Genomic DNA, 15,848 nt, shown 5'->3' with positions numbered 1-15,848 from the left:
CGCTAGGCCTTGGCGGTAAGGGCATCGGCGGCGAGGAGATGGAGTCCTCGCCGCCACTTCAGGAAATGAAGATCAACCGGCGCTTGGCGCCAGAGACAGGGTGGGGAACTGAGATGAACACGGCAAACAAACCGCGCATCGTCGTCCTTGGGGCAGGCTTCGGCGGCCTTGAACTCACGACGCTGCTTTCCGAAGCGATGGGCGACGCCATCGACGTGACCCTGATCGACAAGAGCGATAACTTCATTTTCGGCTTCTCCAAGCTCGACGTCATGTTCGGCCTGAAGCAGCCGGAAGCGGTTCGCCTGCCTTATGCCAGCTTCGCCAAGCCCGGCGTGCGCATGCTGAAGCGCACCATCACAGCGATCGATCCGCAAAGCCGCCGTGTCGTCACCGATGACGGCGTGTTCGACGCCGACCATCTGATCGTGGCACTTGGCGCCGAATATGATTTCGACGCAACGCCTGGTCTTTCCGGAACCAACGAGTTCTATTCGGTGCCCGGCGCGGAACGGCTGCGCCACATGCTGCCAGGTTTCAAGAAGGGCAGGGCGATGGTGGGGGTCTGCGGCGCGCCCTACAAATGCCCGCCGGCACCCAGCGAATGCGTGCTGATGCTGCATGACTATCTGGTGCGGCAAGGCGTGCGCGAGGCTTGCGAGATATCGCTGGTGCTGCCGTTGGGCAGCCCGGTGCCGCCTTCGCCCGACACCTCGCTCGCCTTGCTTGCCGCCTTCGCCGAGCGCGGCATCAAATTCATCCCGGGGCGCCGTGTCGCCTCCGTCGACAACACGCGAAACGTGGCCGTCCTCGACGACGGCTCGGAAATGCCTTTCGAGCTTTTCCTTGGCGTGCCCAAGCACCGGGTGCCGCCGGTCGTGCTCGAAAGCGGCATGTCTGAAAACGGCTGGATTCCGGTCAATCCGCGTACGCTCGAAACGAAATACGAGAATGTCTACGCCGTCGGCGACGGCGCTAACACCGGCACGCCCAAGGCCGGCGTCTTCGCCGAGGGCGCCGCGCGGGCGGTGGCCAGCGCCCTCGTCGCAAAGTTGCGCCACAGAGGCGGTGGGACCCTCTATGATGGGTTCGGGACCTGCTATATCGAGTTTGGCGGCGGGCGCATCGGCAAGGTCGAGGTCGACTTCTTCTCGGGGCCCTCGCCGACCGGCAACTACTATGAGCCCTCGGTCACACTCCGTGCCGACAAGGAGATGTTCGGCGCGAGCAGGAGGTCGCGCTGGTTCGGCCTCTGACGAGAGGGACCGCGGCGGGCGCAGGCATCGTTCGCGGCCTTTCAGCTATTGGCGGCCGGCGGCAGCTCGAACAGGGTGGCGCCGTTCTCGCGCCCGCGGTCGACATAGCCGATCACGCGGAACCATTTCGCTACGTCGGGCCTGTCCAGCCAGCTGCGCGAATGTATGGGAAGGTTGCCGGCGAGCGCCTGGACATGGCGGATGTGGCGCTTGCAGAAGCGGACCGTCGAGGCGTTGAAGAAATCCTCCTGCGCGGCAAAGAGCGTATCGGCGGCGTCCGCATGCTCGTGCCAGGCGATGATCGCCACCGTCCTGTCGTCCTGGACGAGCGCATGCGCCCGGCCTTCCTTCAGGTTCATCATCAGATTGTCATAGGCACTTTTGCTGTCCTTGCCGGCCGCCACATACTCGTCCGACATTCGCTTGGACAGGCCGTGGAAGACATCTTCCAGGTCTCCGACCGTCGCCGCGCGTGCTCTCATTTCTCCTCCTGACAGCCCGCTGGCAGTTTGCCCCAGTGAAGGGGGATCACCAAGAAAAGCAAATCCCCAATCGGGGCCGTGTGCGCAATCTCATTCCACGCGGGCGGGTCCGACCCATGTCCACGTCCCTATATAAGCGTTGGCTTGAGATTGAGCTTCCTGTGTCGGATACTGATGGTTTCTGGCCCGTCCGGCCCGCATCGTTCCCATGGCGGCCATGATCGATCTGATCGAAACCATATGCAAGGCGGCCTTCGTCCCGGAGCGATGGAACTCGGTGCTCCAGAAGGCGAGCGGCCTGTCGAACTCGGCCAGCGCTCAGGTCTTCGACGCCGGCGGAGGCACGGCTGGCAGCCGATCTTGCCGCCGGACTCACTTTGGCGGAAACGGCCGCGCGGGGCGGCATCACCGTCAAATCCGCCCGCACCTATCTCGAGCGCGTCTTCCAGAAAACCGGCACCCATCAGCAGAGCCAGCTGCTCGCCATGTTGAAGACTCTGCAGCCGCTGGCTCTACCGCCGGCGCGATGACAGGGAGCTGCCTGGGAAATGGCAGAAGACAGCGTATCGTTGAATTCGACGCCGGCCTGCCATAAAAGGCGCAAGTCTCGACCAGCCTGAGGAATTCAAGGCGTGCCCGAACCTGTCGCCAAGATCGGCCTGGGCTGCGTTGATCCGCAGACTGTCCGCGGGCGATTGGTCGGTAAATGGTCTGGCTACAGCGTTAGGGGTATGCATTGACGTCGAGCAGGCCGATCCTGATCACCGGCGCAGCCGGCTTCATAGGTTTTCACCTTTGCCAGAGGCTGCTTGCCGAAGGCCGGCAGGTTGTCGGCCTCGACTCCATGAACGAGTATTACGACGTCGCGCTGAAGCAGGCGCGGCTCGAGCGGCTGAAGGCGTTCTCGAATTTTCGTTTCGAGCATGTCGATCTCGCCGACCGCGATGGCATCTCGAGGGTCTTTGCGTCGGTCGCGCCGGAGATCGTCGTCAACCTCGCCGCACAGGCGGGCGTCCGCTATTCGCTGGTCAATCCGCACGTCTATGCGCAAAGCAATCTCAACGGCTTCCTCAACATCCTGGAAGGGTGCCGGCAGGCATCGGTCGGCCATCTCGTCTACGCTTCGTCGAGCTCGATCTACGGCGGTAGCACGCGCATGCCGTTCTCGGTGCATGATTCCGCCGACCATCCCCTCAGCCTCTATGCCGCCAGCAAAAAGGCGAACGAGCTGATGGCCCACACCTACAGCCATCTGTTCGGGCTGCCGACGACGGGCTTGCGTTTCTTCACCGTCTACGGTCCATGGGGACGGCCCGACATGGCCTTGTTCATCTTCACCAAGGCCATCCTCGCCGGCCAGCCGATCGACGTTTTCAACCATGGCAACATGCAGCGGGATTTCACCTATATCGACGACATCGTCGAGGGGGTGGTCCGCGTCATGCGGCATCCCGCGACACCCAACCCCGATTGGAAAAGCGCTGCGCCGGACCCGGCGACGAGCACCGCGCCGTTCAGGATCCACAACATCGGCGACAGTTCACCCGTCGAGCTCAGCCGGCTCATCGACGTGCTGGAAGACGCGCTTGGGCGCAAGGCGATCCGCAACATGATGCCGCTCCAGCCGGGCGACGTTCTGGCGACCTTCGCCGATGTCACCTCGCTCGAAGAGGTGACCGGCTTCAAGCCCAGGATCCCGATCGAGATCGGCGTCCCGCGCTTCGTGGAATGGTACCGGGATTTCTACCAGGTCTGATTCGGCGCCTGCCCGCCGCGACAATGTACTAATGCGTGTCGCGCAAAAGTGTGCAGCGGTTTTGCGATAACGACCTGCATGAAAACAAAGCCTTAAAAGCGCGTCGCCTGAATCCGCTTCAGCGCGACGCGCTTTAGCGGTCGGTCGTGGACGCTTGCCTGTCGATCCAGAGCGCGATCAGCGTGCAGGCGGCGCCCGAAAGCAGGTAGGCGCCGGCGGCGATAAGGCCGAAATTGCCGGCCAGGAGCAGCGCGGCAAGCGGCGCGAAGCCGGCGCCGAACATCCAGGCCAGATCCGATGTCACCGCCGAGCCGGTATAGCGGTGCTGGCGCGAGAAGCTCGATGCCACGACGCCCGAGGACTGCCCGAAGCTCAAGCCCAGCAGGATGAAGCCGAGCACCATGAACACCGTCTCGCCGACGGTGCCGCCGTTGAGAAGCTGTGGGGCAAAGCCGCTGAAAGCGGCGATGGCGACGGCGCCGCCGCCGAGCAAGGCACGACGTCCGACACGGTCGGCCAGCGGCCCCGATGCGACGATGGCCGCGATGCCGAACAGCGCGCTCACCGCCTCGATGACCAGGAAACGTTCCGGGCCCTCATTGGTGAACAGGAACACCCACGATAGCGGGAACACCGTCACCATATGGAACAGGGCAAAGCTCGCCAGCGGCGCGAAGGCGCCGACCACGACGTTGCGTCCTTCAGTCCGAACCATCTCTCTGATGCGCGTCGGCTGCAGGTCGCCGCTCTCGTAGAGTTTCGAGAATTCGGGCGTGACCACGATGCGCAGCCTGGCAAACAGCGCCACGACGTTGATGGCGAAGGCGACGAAGAAGGGATAGCGCCAGCCCCAGGCAAAGAAGTCGTCGGCCGAGAGGTTTGCGACGAAGAAGGCAAACAGCGAGCTTGCCACGATGAGCCCGATCGGCGCGCCGAGCTGCGGGATCATCGCATAGATGCCGCGCCGGTTCTGCGGCGCATTCAGAGCCAGGAGGGAGGGCAGTCCGTCCCATGTCCCGCCGAGCGCCAGGCCCTGCAGGAAGCGGGTGAGCGCCAGCAGCCATGCGGCGACCGCGCCGACATCCTCATAGGAGGGCAGGAACGCCATGGCGACCGTCGAGGTGCCGAGCAGGAACAGCGCGATCGTCAGCTTGGCGCCGCGGCCATAGGCGCGGTCGATCGCCATGAACAGCACGGTGCCGAACGGGCGCGCGATGAAGGCCAGCGCGAAGATGGCGAAGGAGTAGAGCGTTCCGACCAGCGGGTCGTGCGTCGGGAACACAAGCTTGGGAAACACGATCACGGAAGCGATCGCATAGACGAAGAAATCGAAGAATTCCGACGTCCTGCCGATGATCACGCCGACCGCGATATCGCCCGCGCTGACCTGGCCGTGATGCGAGCCGATCAGCCTGCTGTCCGTTTCGGAAGTCGAAGTTTCAGCCATCGTTTCCGTCGCCACCGAGCTCAAGTTCGGAACGCGATTGTCGTCGTCCCGATGCGATGTTGTCGTCATCCAGATGCGATGTTGTCGTCATCCCATTATGCGTGCACACTTTCGCGAAAGCCATACCGACTGGGCATTGGACAAATTGTCCAATGTTGTCGCCGTGCCTGCGGCAGTAGCCGTTGGTCCATATCGCATCGCAACCTGCAGAGATCCTGCTGCAGTGCCATCGAGGGCAGCGTTTGATGAGACGATCCGGAGCCTTGCTTCTTTTTCCGCTCGCGGTGCTGCTAAGCGGCTGCGATCTGGTCGTGCTGGTGCCCGCGGGCGACGTGGCAGTGCAGCAGCGCGATCTGCTCGTCGTCTCGACACTGCTGATGCTGCTCATCATCGTGCCCGTCATGGCGCTGACCGTGCTGTTTGCCTGGCGCTACCGGCAATCCAGCACCACGGCGACCTATACGCCGGACTGGGACCATTCGACCAAGCTGGAACTGGTGATCTGGGCGGCGCCCCTGCTCGTCATCATCTGCCTGGGCGCGCTCACCTGGCTCGGCACGCATCTGCTCGATCCCTACCGGCGCATCGACCGGATCGAACCAGGACAGCCGGTCACCCAGAACCACAAGCCGCTCAAGGTCGAGGTCGTCGCGCTGGATTGGAAATGGCTCTTCATCTATCCCGATTACGGCATTGCCTCCGTCAACGAGCTGGCGGCGCCGGTCAACCAGCCGATCGACTTCCGCATTACCTCCTCGACGGTGATGAACTCCTTCTACATTCCAGCTCTTGCCGGGCAGATCTACGCCATGCCCGCCATGGAGACGAAGCTGCACGCCGTCATCAACCGTCCGGGCACCTATACCGGCTTTTCGGCCAATTACAGCGGCGCCGGCTTCTCCGGCATGCGCTTTGCGTTCCACGGGCTCTCCGATCAGGCCTTCGGTGAGTGGGTGACGCAGACCAAAGGTGCGCAGGCTACGCTCAGCCGCGAGACCTATCTCGAGCTCGAGCGTCCGAGCGAGAACGAGCCGGTCCGCCACTATGCCTCCGTCGATCCCGACCTCTATGGCGCGATCCTCAATTTGTGCGTCGAGCGCGGCAAGATGTGCATGAACGAGATGATGTCGATCGACGCCAAGGGCGGCCTTGGCCTGGCCGGCGTGCGCAACACCTTGCCGCTGCAATATGACAAGCTTGCCCGGCGTGGCGCGGTGTTCGGCAACGATCCGTCCTATGTCGCAAGCATCTGCACGGCGGAGGAAGCGGCCGCCGCCTCGCGCGCGGCCCGCGATGCCGACGCGAAATACTGGCCGGTGCGCGATCTTTCGCCATTGCGCGGGGCGGGGCTGCTCAGTCCAGGGGCAGGCAGCCGCCGCGCCGACGCCGAGACGCCGTCGCTCGGCCTGCTGCGCTTCGAATTGTGAGGATGGCGGATGCCTGAGACGCTGACCAAATTCATCTTCGGCCGCCTCACTCTGGAGTCGCTGCCGCTGCACGAGCCGATCGTCGTCGGCACCTTCATCGTGGTGGCGCTCGGCGGTGTCGCTGTTCTTGGCGCCATCACGTATTTCAAGCTCTGGGGCTATTTGTGGCGCGAGTGGTTCACCAGCGTGGACCACAAGAAGATCGGCGTCATGTACATGGCGCTCGGCCTCGTCATGCTGCTGCGCGGCTTTTCCGACGCCATCATGATGCGCCTGCAGCAGGCCATCGCCTTCAACGGTTCCGAGGGCTATCTCAACGCCCATCATTACGACCAAATCTTCACCGCCCATGGCGTGATCATGATCTTCTTCGTGGCGATGCCTTTCGTCACCGGGCTGATGAACTTCGTCGTGCCGCTGCAGATCGGCGCGCGCGACGTCTCCTTCCCCTTCCTCAACAATTTCAGCTTCTGGATGACGGTCGGCGGCGCCATCCTGGTCATGGCCTCGCTGTTCGTCGGCGAATTCGCCCGCACCGGCTGGCTGGCCTATCCGCCGCTCTCGGGCATCAACTACAGTCCCGACGTCGGCGTCGATTACTACATCTGGGCGCTGCAGGTCGCCGGCGTCGGCACGACGTTGTCGGGCATCAACCTGATCTGCACCATCATCAAGATGCGCGCCCCCGGCATGACGATGATGCGCATGCCCGTCTTCACCTGGACCTCGCTCTGCACCAACGTGCTGATCGTGGCGTCCTTCCCGGTGCTGACGGCGGTGCTGACGCTGCTCGCGCTCGACCGCTATGTCGGCACCAACTTCTTCACCAACGACTTCGGCGGCAACCCGATGATGTATGTGAACCTCATCTGGATATGGGGTCACCCGGAGGTCTACATCCTCATCCTGCCGTTGTTCGGCGTCTTCTCCGAGGTCACCTCGACCTTCTCCGGCAAGCGCCTGTTCGGTTACACCTCCATGGTCTACGCCACGGTGGTCATCACCATCCTGTCGTATCTCGTCTGGCTGCACCACTTCTTCACCATGGGTTCCGGCGCCAGCGTCAATTCCTTCTTCGGCATCACCACGATGATCATCTCGATCCCGACCGGGGCGAAGATATTCAATTGGCTGTTCACCATGTATCGCGGCCGCATCCGCTTCGAACTGCCGATGATGTGGACGGTAGCCTTCATGCTCACCTTCACCGTCGGCGGCATGACCGGCGTGCTGCTTGCCGTGCCACCGGCCGACTTCGTGCTGCACAACAGCCTGTTCCTGATCGCGCATTTCCACAACGTCATCATCGGCGGCGTGCTGTTCGGCCTGTTCGCCGGCATCGCCTATTGGTGGCCGAAGGCCTTCGGCTTCAAGCTCGATCCGTTCTGGGGCAAGGTCTCGTTCTGGTGCTGGGTGCTCGGCTTCTGGTTCGCCTTCATGCCGCTCTATATCCTCGGCCTGATGGGCGTGACGCGCCGCATGCGCGTGTTCGACGATCCCTCGCTGCAGATATGGTTCGTCATCGCCGCCTTCGGCGCCGTGCTGATCGCCTGCGGCATCGCCGCCTTCCTGGTCCAGATCTTCGTTTCCATCCGCAAGCGCGAAGCGCTGGCCGATCACACCGGCGATCCCTGGGATGGCCGCACCCTCGAATGGTCGACCTCCTCGCCGCCGCCCGCCTACAACTTCGCCTTCACGCCGGTCATTCGCGACAACGACGCCTGGTTCGACATGAAGAAGGCCGGCTACCGGCGCCCGCTGTCCGGTTTCAAGCCGATCCACATGCCGAAGAACACCGGCACCGGCCTCATCCTCGCCGTCTTCAGCGTCGCGCTCGGCTTCGGCCTGATCTGGTACATGTGGTGGCTGGCGGCGCTGAGCTTCGTCTGCCTCATCGCCACCGCGATCGGCCACACCTTCAACTACCACCGCGACTTCGACATCCCGGCTGCCGAGGTCGCGCAAACGGAAGAGACGAGGACGACGCTCCTCGCCGCCCAGGGCTAGGGTTCGAGCATGGCATCGACGGCGATCACGGCCGATACCGCACCGGTCTTCCACCTGGAAGAGGAGCATGCTCACGCCGAAGGCGGCAGCACCATGCTCGGCTTCTGGCTCTATCTGATGAGCGACTGCCTGATCTTCGCCATGCTGTTCGCGGCCTATGGCGTGCTCGGCGGCAATTACGCGGCCGGTCCGGCGCCGAAGGATCTGTTCGACCTCGGCCTGGTGGCGGTCAACACCACCATGCTGCTCTTGTCCTCGATCACCTACGGCTTTGCCATGCTGACCATGGACAAGGGCCGCGTCGGCGCGACGCAAGCCTGGCTCGTGGTGACCATGCTGTTCGGCATGGCGTTCCTCTCCATCGAGCTATCCGAATTCGCGCACATGATCCATGAAGGCGCGACGCCGCAGCGCAGCGCCTTCCTGTCGTCCTTCTTCACCTTGGTCGGCACGCACGGCCTGCACGTGACCTTCGGCATCGTGTGGATGGCGACGCTGATGGTGCAGGTCGCCAGATACGGCCTCATCGAGGCCAACCGCCGCCGGCTGATGTGCCTCTCGATGTTCTGGCACTTCCTCGACGTCGTCTGGATCGGCGTCTTCACCTTCGTCTATCTGATGGGGATGCTCAGATGAGCGCGCATGATCATGCCGATCACGACCACACGCATGGCGGCGCCGCGCACGGGTCGCTGAAGGGCTACCTGATCGGCTTCGTCCTGTCGGTGATCCTCACCGCCATCCCGTTCTGGATGGTCATGAGCGGAGCCATCGACAACAAGCAGGCCACGGCCATCATCGTCATGGCCTTCGCGGTGGTGCAGATCGTGGTGCACATGGTCTTCTTCCTGCATATGAACCCCGCCTCGGAAGGCGGATGGTCGATGCTGGCGCTCATTTTCACGGTGATCCTCGTCGTCATCGTGCTCAGCGGCTCGCTCTGGGTGATGTACCACCTCAATGCCAACATGATGCCCGGGCTCCACGAGATGCGGGAGATGCCATGAGCCCCGTTTCGGGCGTGAGTGTGTCGGGTGTGGAGAGGGCCAAAGTCGAGGCAAAGGACATGATCGGCCGGACAAGTACTGGCTCTCATGCCACCTCGAAGGGCTCCGCGTCGCGATTCTTGCTTGCGCTGGCTGGGCTTCTCGGCGTCCTGGTGTTTCTCGGGCTCGGGATTTGGCAATTGGAAAGGCGGGTCTGGAAGCTCGACCTGATCGCCCGCGTCGACCAACGCATCCATGCTCCCGTCGTCGATGCGCCTGGTCCGCGGGACTGGAGCAGGTTGAGCGCGCGTGACTACGAATATCGCCATGTGCGGTTGACCGGGCGCTTTGAGGGCGGTGCCAACACGCTGGTGCAGGCGGTGACCGAGCTTGGCGGCGGCTATTGGGTGCTGTCGCCGATGCGCGGCGACCGCGGTTTCACGGTCCTCGTCAACCGCGGCTTCATCCCGCAGGAACGCAAGGCCGAGTTCGAGCGGGAGGGTGGCGGTTTCGCCGCGACGGCGACGGTCGACGGGCTGCTGCGCATCAGCGAACCGCGCGGCGGTTTCCTGCGCAGCAACGATCCGGCGGCCAATCGCTGGTATTCGCGCGACGTCGACGCCATCGCAAAGGCGCGCGGCCTGGCGGATGCCGCGCCGTATTTCATCGATGCCGGAGCGTCCAAGCCGGCTGGCTGGCCGCGCGGCGGGCTCACCGTCGTCACCTTCCGCAACAGCCATCTGGTCTATGCTTTGACCTGGTTTGCCCTGGCAGCGATGCTGGCGATCGCCCTCGCCAGGCCGATCTTCGTCGGACGTCGGAAGCGAGACGCGGCAAGATGAACATCTCGATCGCGCGCTTTCATCGCGACAAACCGATCCTGACGGTTCCGGTCGCCGGGCAGGGAGGCGCCGCCTCGAACGCCGACGTCACGAACAGGAAGAACCTGCTTCTGCTCATCCAGCTGCGCTGGCTGGCGGTGGCGGGGCAGGTGCTGACCATCCTGGTGACGCAATACTGGTTCGCCATCCCTTTGCCGCTCACCGAGATGGCCGGCGTGGTGCTTTTCCTCGTCGGGCTCAACATCTTCAGCCTGGTCGCCCTGCGCGGCAATCGCCGCATCTCCAACGCGCAGCTCTTCGTCGCGCTGATCTTCGACATGGCGGCGCTGACGACGCAGCTTTACCTGAGCGGCGGCGCCTCGAACCCGTTCGTGTCGCTCTATCTGCTGCAGATCACGCTCGGTGCCGCACTGCTGGCGCCATGGTCGACCTGGATCCTGGTGGTGGCCGCCTCGGCCTGTTTCGTCTTCCTCATTTTCGTTTTCCAACCGATCGCGATCCCGCATCATGGCGGCAGCGACCTCCTGGCGCTGCATCTGCGCGGTATGTTCATCTGCTTCGTGCTCGCGGCCGGCCTGATCGTGATCTTCATGACGCGCATCAACCGCAACCTGCGCGAACGCGATGCCTACCTCGCCGACCTGCGCCAGCGTTCGGCCGAGGAAGACCACATCGTGCGCATGGGCCTGCTGGCCTCAGGTGCCGCGCACGAACTCGGTACGCCGCTCTCGACCATATCGGTCATCCTGTCCGACTGGCGCCAGATGCAGGGCGTCAAGCGCAACCGCGAGCTTTCCGAGGACGTGGCCGAGATGCAGGCGCAGATCGAGCGCTGCAAAAGCATCGTCACGGGCATCCTCATGTCCTCCGGCCAGGCGCGGGGCGAGGGCACGATCCGCACCACGATCCGCCGCTTCCTCGACGATCTCGTGCAGGAGTGGCGTTCCAGCCGCCAGCCTTTCAAGCTGGATTACAGCAACGGTTTCGAGCCGGACGAGCAGATCGTATCCGACACGGCGCTGAAGCAAGTGATCTTCAATGTGCTCGACAATGCGCTGGAAGCATCGCACGATTGGGTCGGCATCACTGCCGAGCGGCAGGATGGGAAGCTGGTGCTCTCCGTCGAGGATCGCGGACCGGGTTTCGACAAGGATATTCTGGCCGCGCTCGGCCAGCCCTATATGTCGAGCAAGGGGCGGCCAGGCGGCGGCCTGGGGCTCTTCCTGGTGTTCAATGTGGTGCGCAAGCTCGGCGGCGACGTTTCGGCGCGCAACATGGCCGAGGGCGCCCGCGTTACCCTTTCGCTGCCGCTGGCGGCGCTGACCGATGGAGACGATCGTGACATCTGATCGATCCTTGTTTGTCGTGGAGGACGACGCAACCTTCGCGCGGACGCTCAAGCGTTCCTTCGAAAAGCGCGATTACGATGTCGTGGTCTGCCACGACCGCGAGGCGCTGCTCGTCGCGCTGGAAACGGCCGTTCCGGTCTACGCCGTCGTCGATCTCAAGCTCGGAGCGGGATCGGGTCTCGAATGCGTCAAACTGCTCAGCGCCCGCAATCCGTCGATGCGGATCGTCGTGCTGACGGGATTTGCCAGCATCGCCACGGCTGTCGAGGCGATCAAGCTCGGCGCCTGCCATTATCTGGCCAAGCCCGCCAACACCGATGACATCGAAGCCGCCTTCGGCCGCGCCGAGGGCGACGTTTCGGTGCCGCTCACCAGCCGCCCCACCTCGATCAAGAACCTCGAATGGGAGCGCATCCACGAAACGCTGGTTGAGACCGGCTTCAACATCTCCGAAACCGCGCGCCGGCTCGGCCTGCACCGGCGCACGCTCGCCCGCAAGCTCGAGAAGCGCGTGGTGCAGTAGCGCAACTTTTCCTGGAATTGCTCAGTAGGTGGTGCGCCCGCCCGACAGGTCGAATGTCGAGGCGGTGGTGAAGCTGTTTTCCTTCGAGACCAGCCACGCGACCATCGCGGCGGCTTCGTCGACTTCGAGCAGGCGGCCGCGCGGAATGCGCGAGCGCATGTATTCGATATGCTCGGGCGTCAGTTGGTCGAGGATGCGTGTCTGCGCGGTTGCCGGCGAAATGCAGTTCACGGCGATGTCGTATTGCGCCAGCTCCTTGCCGAGCGACTTCGTCAGGCCGATGACAGCTGCCTTCGAGGCCGAATAGGCGGCGGCATTCGGGTTGCCTTCCTTGCCGGCCACCGAAGCGATGTTGACGATGCGGCCGTAATTGCGCTCCTTCATGCCGGGCACGACGGCGCGGTTGACGTAGAATGTGCCGTTGACGTTAATGTCGATGATCTTCTTCCAGACGTCGACGTCATAGACATCGAGCGGCGCCGCCGGGCCGGCGATGCCGGCGGAGTTCACCACGATGGAGATCTTGTCGGCGATCTCCTCGGTCCTGGCGCGGGCTGCATCGACCGCGTCCCAGTCGGCGATATCGACCACCAGCGTCGTGGCGGCCTTGCCGAGCTCCTGTCTGGCGGCATCGAGGCGCGCCTCGTCGAGATCCCAAAGCGTGACCGTGGCGCCCGAGGCGACGAAGCGCTTGGCCATGGCGAAGCCGAGGCCCTGGGCGCCGCCGGTCACCACCGCGTGCTGACCGTCCAGATCGATCCTGTTCATATCGGGCGTTTCCTCCAGTCTGATTTATCGGGGATATTTCGGAAGTCGGTCGCAACAAGCCGGAATGCCTGAACCTCCGATCCGGCGTCGCGACGTTACATGGTGGCGCCGAGGCTCCACGGCACGAATTCATTGTCGCCATAGCCAAGCGCCTCGGACCTGGTGCGTCCGCCGGAAGCCACCCGCAGGATCTCCGCGAAGATTTCCTCGCCCTTCCGTGCCAGCGTCACGCCGTCCAGTATGTCGCCGCAGTTGATGTCCATGTCGTCGCGCATCTGTTCGAAGATGAACGAGTTGGAGGCGAGCTTGATCGAAGGTGTCGGCTTGCAGCCGAAGGCCGAGCCGCGCCCGGTGGTGAAGCACAATATGTTGGCGCCGCCGGCGACCTGGCCGGTGGCCGAGACCGGGTCGTAGCCTGGCGTGTCCATGAAGACGAGGCCGCGCTCGTTGATCGGGTCGGCATATTCCAGCACCGCGCGCAGGTTGGTGGTGCCGCCCTTGGCCGACGCGCCGAGCGACTTCTCCAGGATGGTCGTCAATCCCCCCAGCTTGTTGCCGGGCGAGGGATTGTTGTTCATCTCCATGTCGTGCCTGGCGGTGTAATCCTCCCACCAGCGGATGCGCTCGATCAGCTTTTCACCGACCGCCCGGCTTTCGGCGCGGCGGGTCAGAAGATGTTCCGCGCCGTAGATCTCGGGTGTCTCCGAAAGGACGGCGGTCCCGCCCTGCGCGACGAGCAGGTCCACCGCCGCGCCGAGCGCCGGATTGGCGCTGATGCCGGAATAGCCGTCCGAGCCGCCGCATTGCAGCGCCAGCACCAGTTCGGAGGCCGGTTGCGGCGTGCGCCGCGCGGCGTTGACGATCGGCAGCATCTCGACGATCGCCTTCACGCCGGCATCGACCGTCTTGCGCGTGCCGCCGGTTTCCTGGATCGTCATTGTGCGGAAGGTGGCGCTCTCCTCGATGTCGTAGGACTGCATCCAGCGCGGGATCTGGAAGGCCTCGCAGCCCAACCCGACCATCAGCACGCCGCCGACATTGGGATTGGTGGCGAACCCCCATTGCGTACGCTTCAGGAGATCGTAAGCCGGGCCCTTGGTGTCGATGCCGCAGCCGGTGCCATGGACGAGCGAGATGATGCCGTCGACATTGGGATAGTCGCGCAAGATACCGGAGCGGTTGACCTCCTCGGCGATGAAGCGCGCGACGCTGGCCGAGCAGTTCACCGAGGTCAGCGTGGCGATATAGTTGCGCGTGCCGACTTTGCCGTTCGGCCTGCGATACCCCATGAAGGTCGCCCGTTCGCCGTCGGGAAGCATCGCCGTTTGGCTGGCGTCCGCGCCATAGCTGTAGTCCCGCTCGAAATCGCGCAGGTAGACATTGTGCTCGTGCACCCAGTCCCCGGCCGCGATCGCTCCGCGCGCGAAGCCGATGGTCTGGCCGTACTTCACGATTGGCTCGTCCGCGGCGATGTCGCGTATGGCCATCTTATGTCCGCGCGGGATTCGGGCCCGCGCCGCGACGTCGCCGGCCTTCTCGCCGGTCGCTAGCGGATCGACCGTGAGCAGGATGTTGTCCGCATGCGAAAGCTTGATGAAGCGTGCCATTGCCCAAGACTCTGAAGAAAATTCTCGCCGGCGCCGGCCACGAGATCATCGACTAGGAATACTAATATAATAGAATGACGGCGGTCAAGGCTGCGACCCACTGGGCTCAGTCGGAACCGCTGTCGTGGGGCATCATTCACATGCCCGCGCCGTCCCCGCACCCGCGACCCGGTTGGCGTCGCGAGCGGTTCAGTCCAGGTGGAAGACTTCCTCCATCGCCGCCCACCACTCGCCTTGCGCGCGGGTGGCCAAGGGTTGCTGCATGGGGTCGCACAATTCCCACCATTTGCGCATCGCGGCCGATTCCCCCATCCGCGCGGCATCGGAGGCGAAATCGTCGCCGTGATATTCCCAACAGGCGAACAGCAGGTTCTCCGGCTCGCGCAGGAAGATGGAGTAGTTCCTTATGTTGGCGCGGCTGACGACTTCGAGCACGTCGGGCCACACCGCGGCATGGACGCGCTTGTATTCCTCGATCGCCTCGGCCTTCAGGCCGATGCAAAGCCCCATTCTCTTCATCAACTGGTCTCGCTTTGTTTGGCCGCGTCTTTTGTCGTCACGCAATTCCGGACGGAAAACCGCGTCACACCTTTCCTGGGATTGCAGAGCATGATCCCGAAAAGTGGGAATCGGTTTTCGGATAAGATCATGCTCCAACAAAGAGCTGGATCAGGATGGCGATTGAACGAAACGTCACCCTGATCTAGCCGAGGAGCTCGGCGGCGACTTCTAGCGTGTTGCGGAAGGATGTCTCCAAGTGGCTCTCCATCGCCTGCGCGGCGCCCTCGGCGTCCTGACGCTTGAGCGCGTCGAGAATGGCCTCGTGCTGCTCGATCGTCTGCTCGCCATAGCCGGGCTTGGGGATCGCGAGATAGCGGCCGCGATCCATCTGCGCCTTGGAGATGTCGACCACCCGCCAGATCGCCGGTAGGCCGCAGATCTCGGCTATGGTGCGGTGGAAGACGTCGTCGAGCTGGATCGCGACGGCATAGCGTCCACGCGAAATGGCGAGCTTGTGAGCGGCCATGTTGTCTTCAAGGAGTTCGGCTGCCTGCGGCGTCATCTTGGCCGCGGCACGCCTGGCGCTTTCCATCTCCAGCGCCCGGCGGATGACATAGGCTTCCTCGAGATCGGCGCGGCTGATCGGCGCCACATAGGTGCCGCTCTGCGCCAGGATCTTGACCAGCCCTTCGTCGCTGATGCGCTTGACCGCCTCGCGCACCGGCGTGCGCGATACGCCGAGCGCCTCGGCAATCGCAACTTCATTGATGATCTCGCCCGGCTTCAGCTGTCCGACGACGATCAGGTTACGGATCTTGTTGTAGATCTGGTCGCGCAGCGGCAGGGCCCGATTGAGGGTCGAAGGGTCTAGATCCATGGAAAATCCCATCGCTCGTC

16 protein-coding genes are annotated in these 15,848 nt (G+C 63.6%); 10 read left to right on the top strand and 6 right to left on the bottom strand.

Translation table 11 applies throughout. The features are described 5' to 3' along the window. Nucleotides 1–113: 113 nt before the first annotated feature. Nucleotides 114–1,256, top strand: coding sequence for an NAD(P)/FAD-dependent oxidoreductase (locus tag FJ430_RS31055; RefSeq protein WP_140706265.1), 1,143 nt, complete (start codon nucleotides 114–116; stop codon nucleotides 1,254–1,256). A 41-nt stretch (nucleotides 1,257–1,297) separates the two neighbouring features. Here FJ430_RS31055 and FJ430_RS31050 read toward each other — a convergent pair whose 3' ends face one another. Continuing rightward, nucleotides 1,298–1,738, bottom strand: coding sequence for a hypothetical protein (locus FJ430_RS31050; protein WP_140706263.1), 441 nt, complete (start codon nucleotides 1,736–1,738; stop codon nucleotides 1,298–1,300). A 377-nt stretch (nucleotides 1,739–2,115) separates the two neighbouring features. Here FJ430_RS31050 and FJ430_RS31045 point away from each other — a divergent pair, with 377 nt between their 5' ends. Both FJ430_RS31045 and FJ430_RS31040 read left to right on the top strand, forming a co-directional pair. Beyond that, nucleotides 2,116–2,268 carry a hypothetical protein gene (locus FJ430_RS31045; protein ID WP_181166829.1) on the top strand — a complete coding sequence of 51 codons (153 nt, stop codon included), beginning with the start codon at nucleotides 2,116–2,118 and terminating at the stop codon, nucleotides 2,266–2,268. Nucleotides 2,269–2,474: 206 nt separating this feature from the next. Next, nucleotides 2,475–3,494 carry an NAD-dependent epimerase gene (locus FJ430_RS31040; protein ID WP_181175428.1) on the top strand — a complete coding sequence of 340 codons (1,020 nt, stop codon included), beginning with the start codon at nucleotides 2,475–2,477 and terminating at the stop codon, nucleotides 3,492–3,494. Between the two features lie 133 nt (nucleotides 3,495–3,627). Here FJ430_RS31040 and FJ430_RS31035 read toward each other — a convergent pair whose 3' ends face one another. Next, nucleotides 3,628–4,941, bottom strand: coding sequence for an MFS transporter (locus FJ430_RS31035; protein ID WP_140643290.1), 1,314 nt, complete (start codon nucleotides 4,939–4,941; stop codon nucleotides 3,628–3,630). A 245-nt stretch (nucleotides 4,942–5,186) separates the two neighbouring features. Here FJ430_RS31035 and cyoA point away from each other — a divergent pair, with 245 nt between their 5' ends. From cyoA to FJ430_RS31000, 7 genes are read left to right on the top strand one after another with little or no spacing between them, the layout of a single operon-like run. Continuing rightward, on the top strand, nucleotides 5,187–6,368 hold the full coding sequence (gene cyoA / locus FJ430_RS31030; protein ID WP_140706261.1) for a ubiquinol oxidase subunit II: 1,182 nt from the start codon (nucleotides 5,187–5,189) through the stop codon (nucleotides 6,366–6,368). A 9-nt stretch (nucleotides 6,369–6,377) separates the two neighbouring features. Beyond that, nucleotides 6,378–8,375 (top strand): cytochrome o ubiquinol oxidase subunit I, encoded by a 1,998-nt coding sequence (gene cyoB / locus FJ430_RS31025; RefSeq protein WP_140706259.1) that lies wholly within the window; start codon nucleotides 6,378–6,380, stop codon nucleotides 8,373–8,375. 9 nt (nucleotides 8,376–8,384) lie between these two features. Continuing rightward, complete coding sequence (gene cyoC / locus FJ430_RS31020; protein WP_140643283.1) at nucleotides 8,385–9,011, top strand: cytochrome o ubiquinol oxidase subunit III; 627 nt, start codon at nucleotides 8,385–8,387, stop codon at nucleotides 9,009–9,011. Beyond that, a complete protein-coding gene (cyoD, locus tag FJ430_RS31015) occupies nucleotides 9,008–9,382 on the top strand; it encodes a cytochrome o ubiquinol oxidase subunit IV (protein WP_140643280.1) in 375 nt (124 codons plus the stop codon). Before cyoC ends, cyoD begins: the two co-directional genes overlap by 4 nt. Then, nucleotides 9,379–10,203, top strand: coding sequence for an SURF1 family protein (locus FJ430_RS31010; RefSeq protein ID WP_413467815.1), 825 nt, complete (start codon nucleotides 9,379–9,381; stop codon nucleotides 10,201–10,203). The genes cyoD and FJ430_RS31010 overlap by 4 nt, the downstream gene beginning before the upstream one ends. Beyond that, on the top strand, nucleotides 10,200–11,552 hold the full coding sequence (locus FJ430_RS31005) for an ATP-binding protein (RefSeq protein ID WP_140706257.1): 1,353 nt from the start codon (nucleotides 10,200–10,202) through the stop codon (nucleotides 11,550–11,552). Before FJ430_RS31010 ends, FJ430_RS31005 begins: the two co-directional genes overlap by 4 nt. After that, nucleotides 11,542–12,075: a response regulator transcription factor gene (locus tag FJ430_RS31000; RefSeq protein ID WP_181166827.1), complete on the top strand. Its 534-nt coding sequence runs from the start codon at nucleotides 11,542–11,544 to the stop codon at nucleotides 12,073–12,075. Before FJ430_RS31005 ends, FJ430_RS31000 begins: the two co-directional genes overlap by 11 nt. A 21-nt stretch (nucleotides 12,076–12,096) precedes the next feature. On the opposite strand, the gene FJ430_RS30995 is transcribed toward FJ430_RS31000, so the two are convergent. The 4 genes from FJ430_RS30995 to FJ430_RS30980 form a co-directional block, all read right to left on the bottom strand. Beyond that, on the bottom strand, nucleotides 12,097–12,843 hold the full coding sequence (locus FJ430_RS30995; protein ID WP_140654656.1) for an SDR family NAD(P)-dependent oxidoreductase: 747 nt from the start codon (nucleotides 12,841–12,843) through the stop codon (nucleotides 12,097–12,099). A 95-nt stretch (nucleotides 12,844–12,938) separates the two neighbouring features. Beyond that, entirely contained in the window at nucleotides 12,939–14,450 is a 1,512-nt protein-coding gene (locus FJ430_RS30990; protein ID WP_140706253.1) for a UxaA family hydrolase, read from the bottom strand. A gap of 189 nt (nucleotides 14,451–14,639) precedes the next feature. Beyond that, nucleotides 14,640–14,969, bottom strand: a complete 330-nt coding sequence (locus tag FJ430_RS30985; RefSeq protein ID WP_140643269.1) for an L-rhamnose mutarotase — start codon at nucleotides 14,967–14,969, stop codon at nucleotides 14,640–14,642. 184 nt (nucleotides 14,970–15,153) lie between these two features. Next, entirely contained in the window at nucleotides 15,154–15,828 is a 675-nt protein-coding gene (locus tag FJ430_RS30980) for a GntR family transcriptional regulator (RefSeq protein WP_140643267.1), read from the bottom strand. Between the last annotated feature and the right edge of the window lie 20 nt (nucleotides 15,829–15,848).

The organism is Mesorhizobium sp. B2-8-5 (assembly GCF_006440675.2).
GTDB lineage: Bacteria > Pseudomonadota > Alphaproteobacteria > Rhizobiales > Rhizobiaceae > Mesorhizobium.
This window is presented reverse-complemented; position numbering and strand designations above follow the sequence as displayed.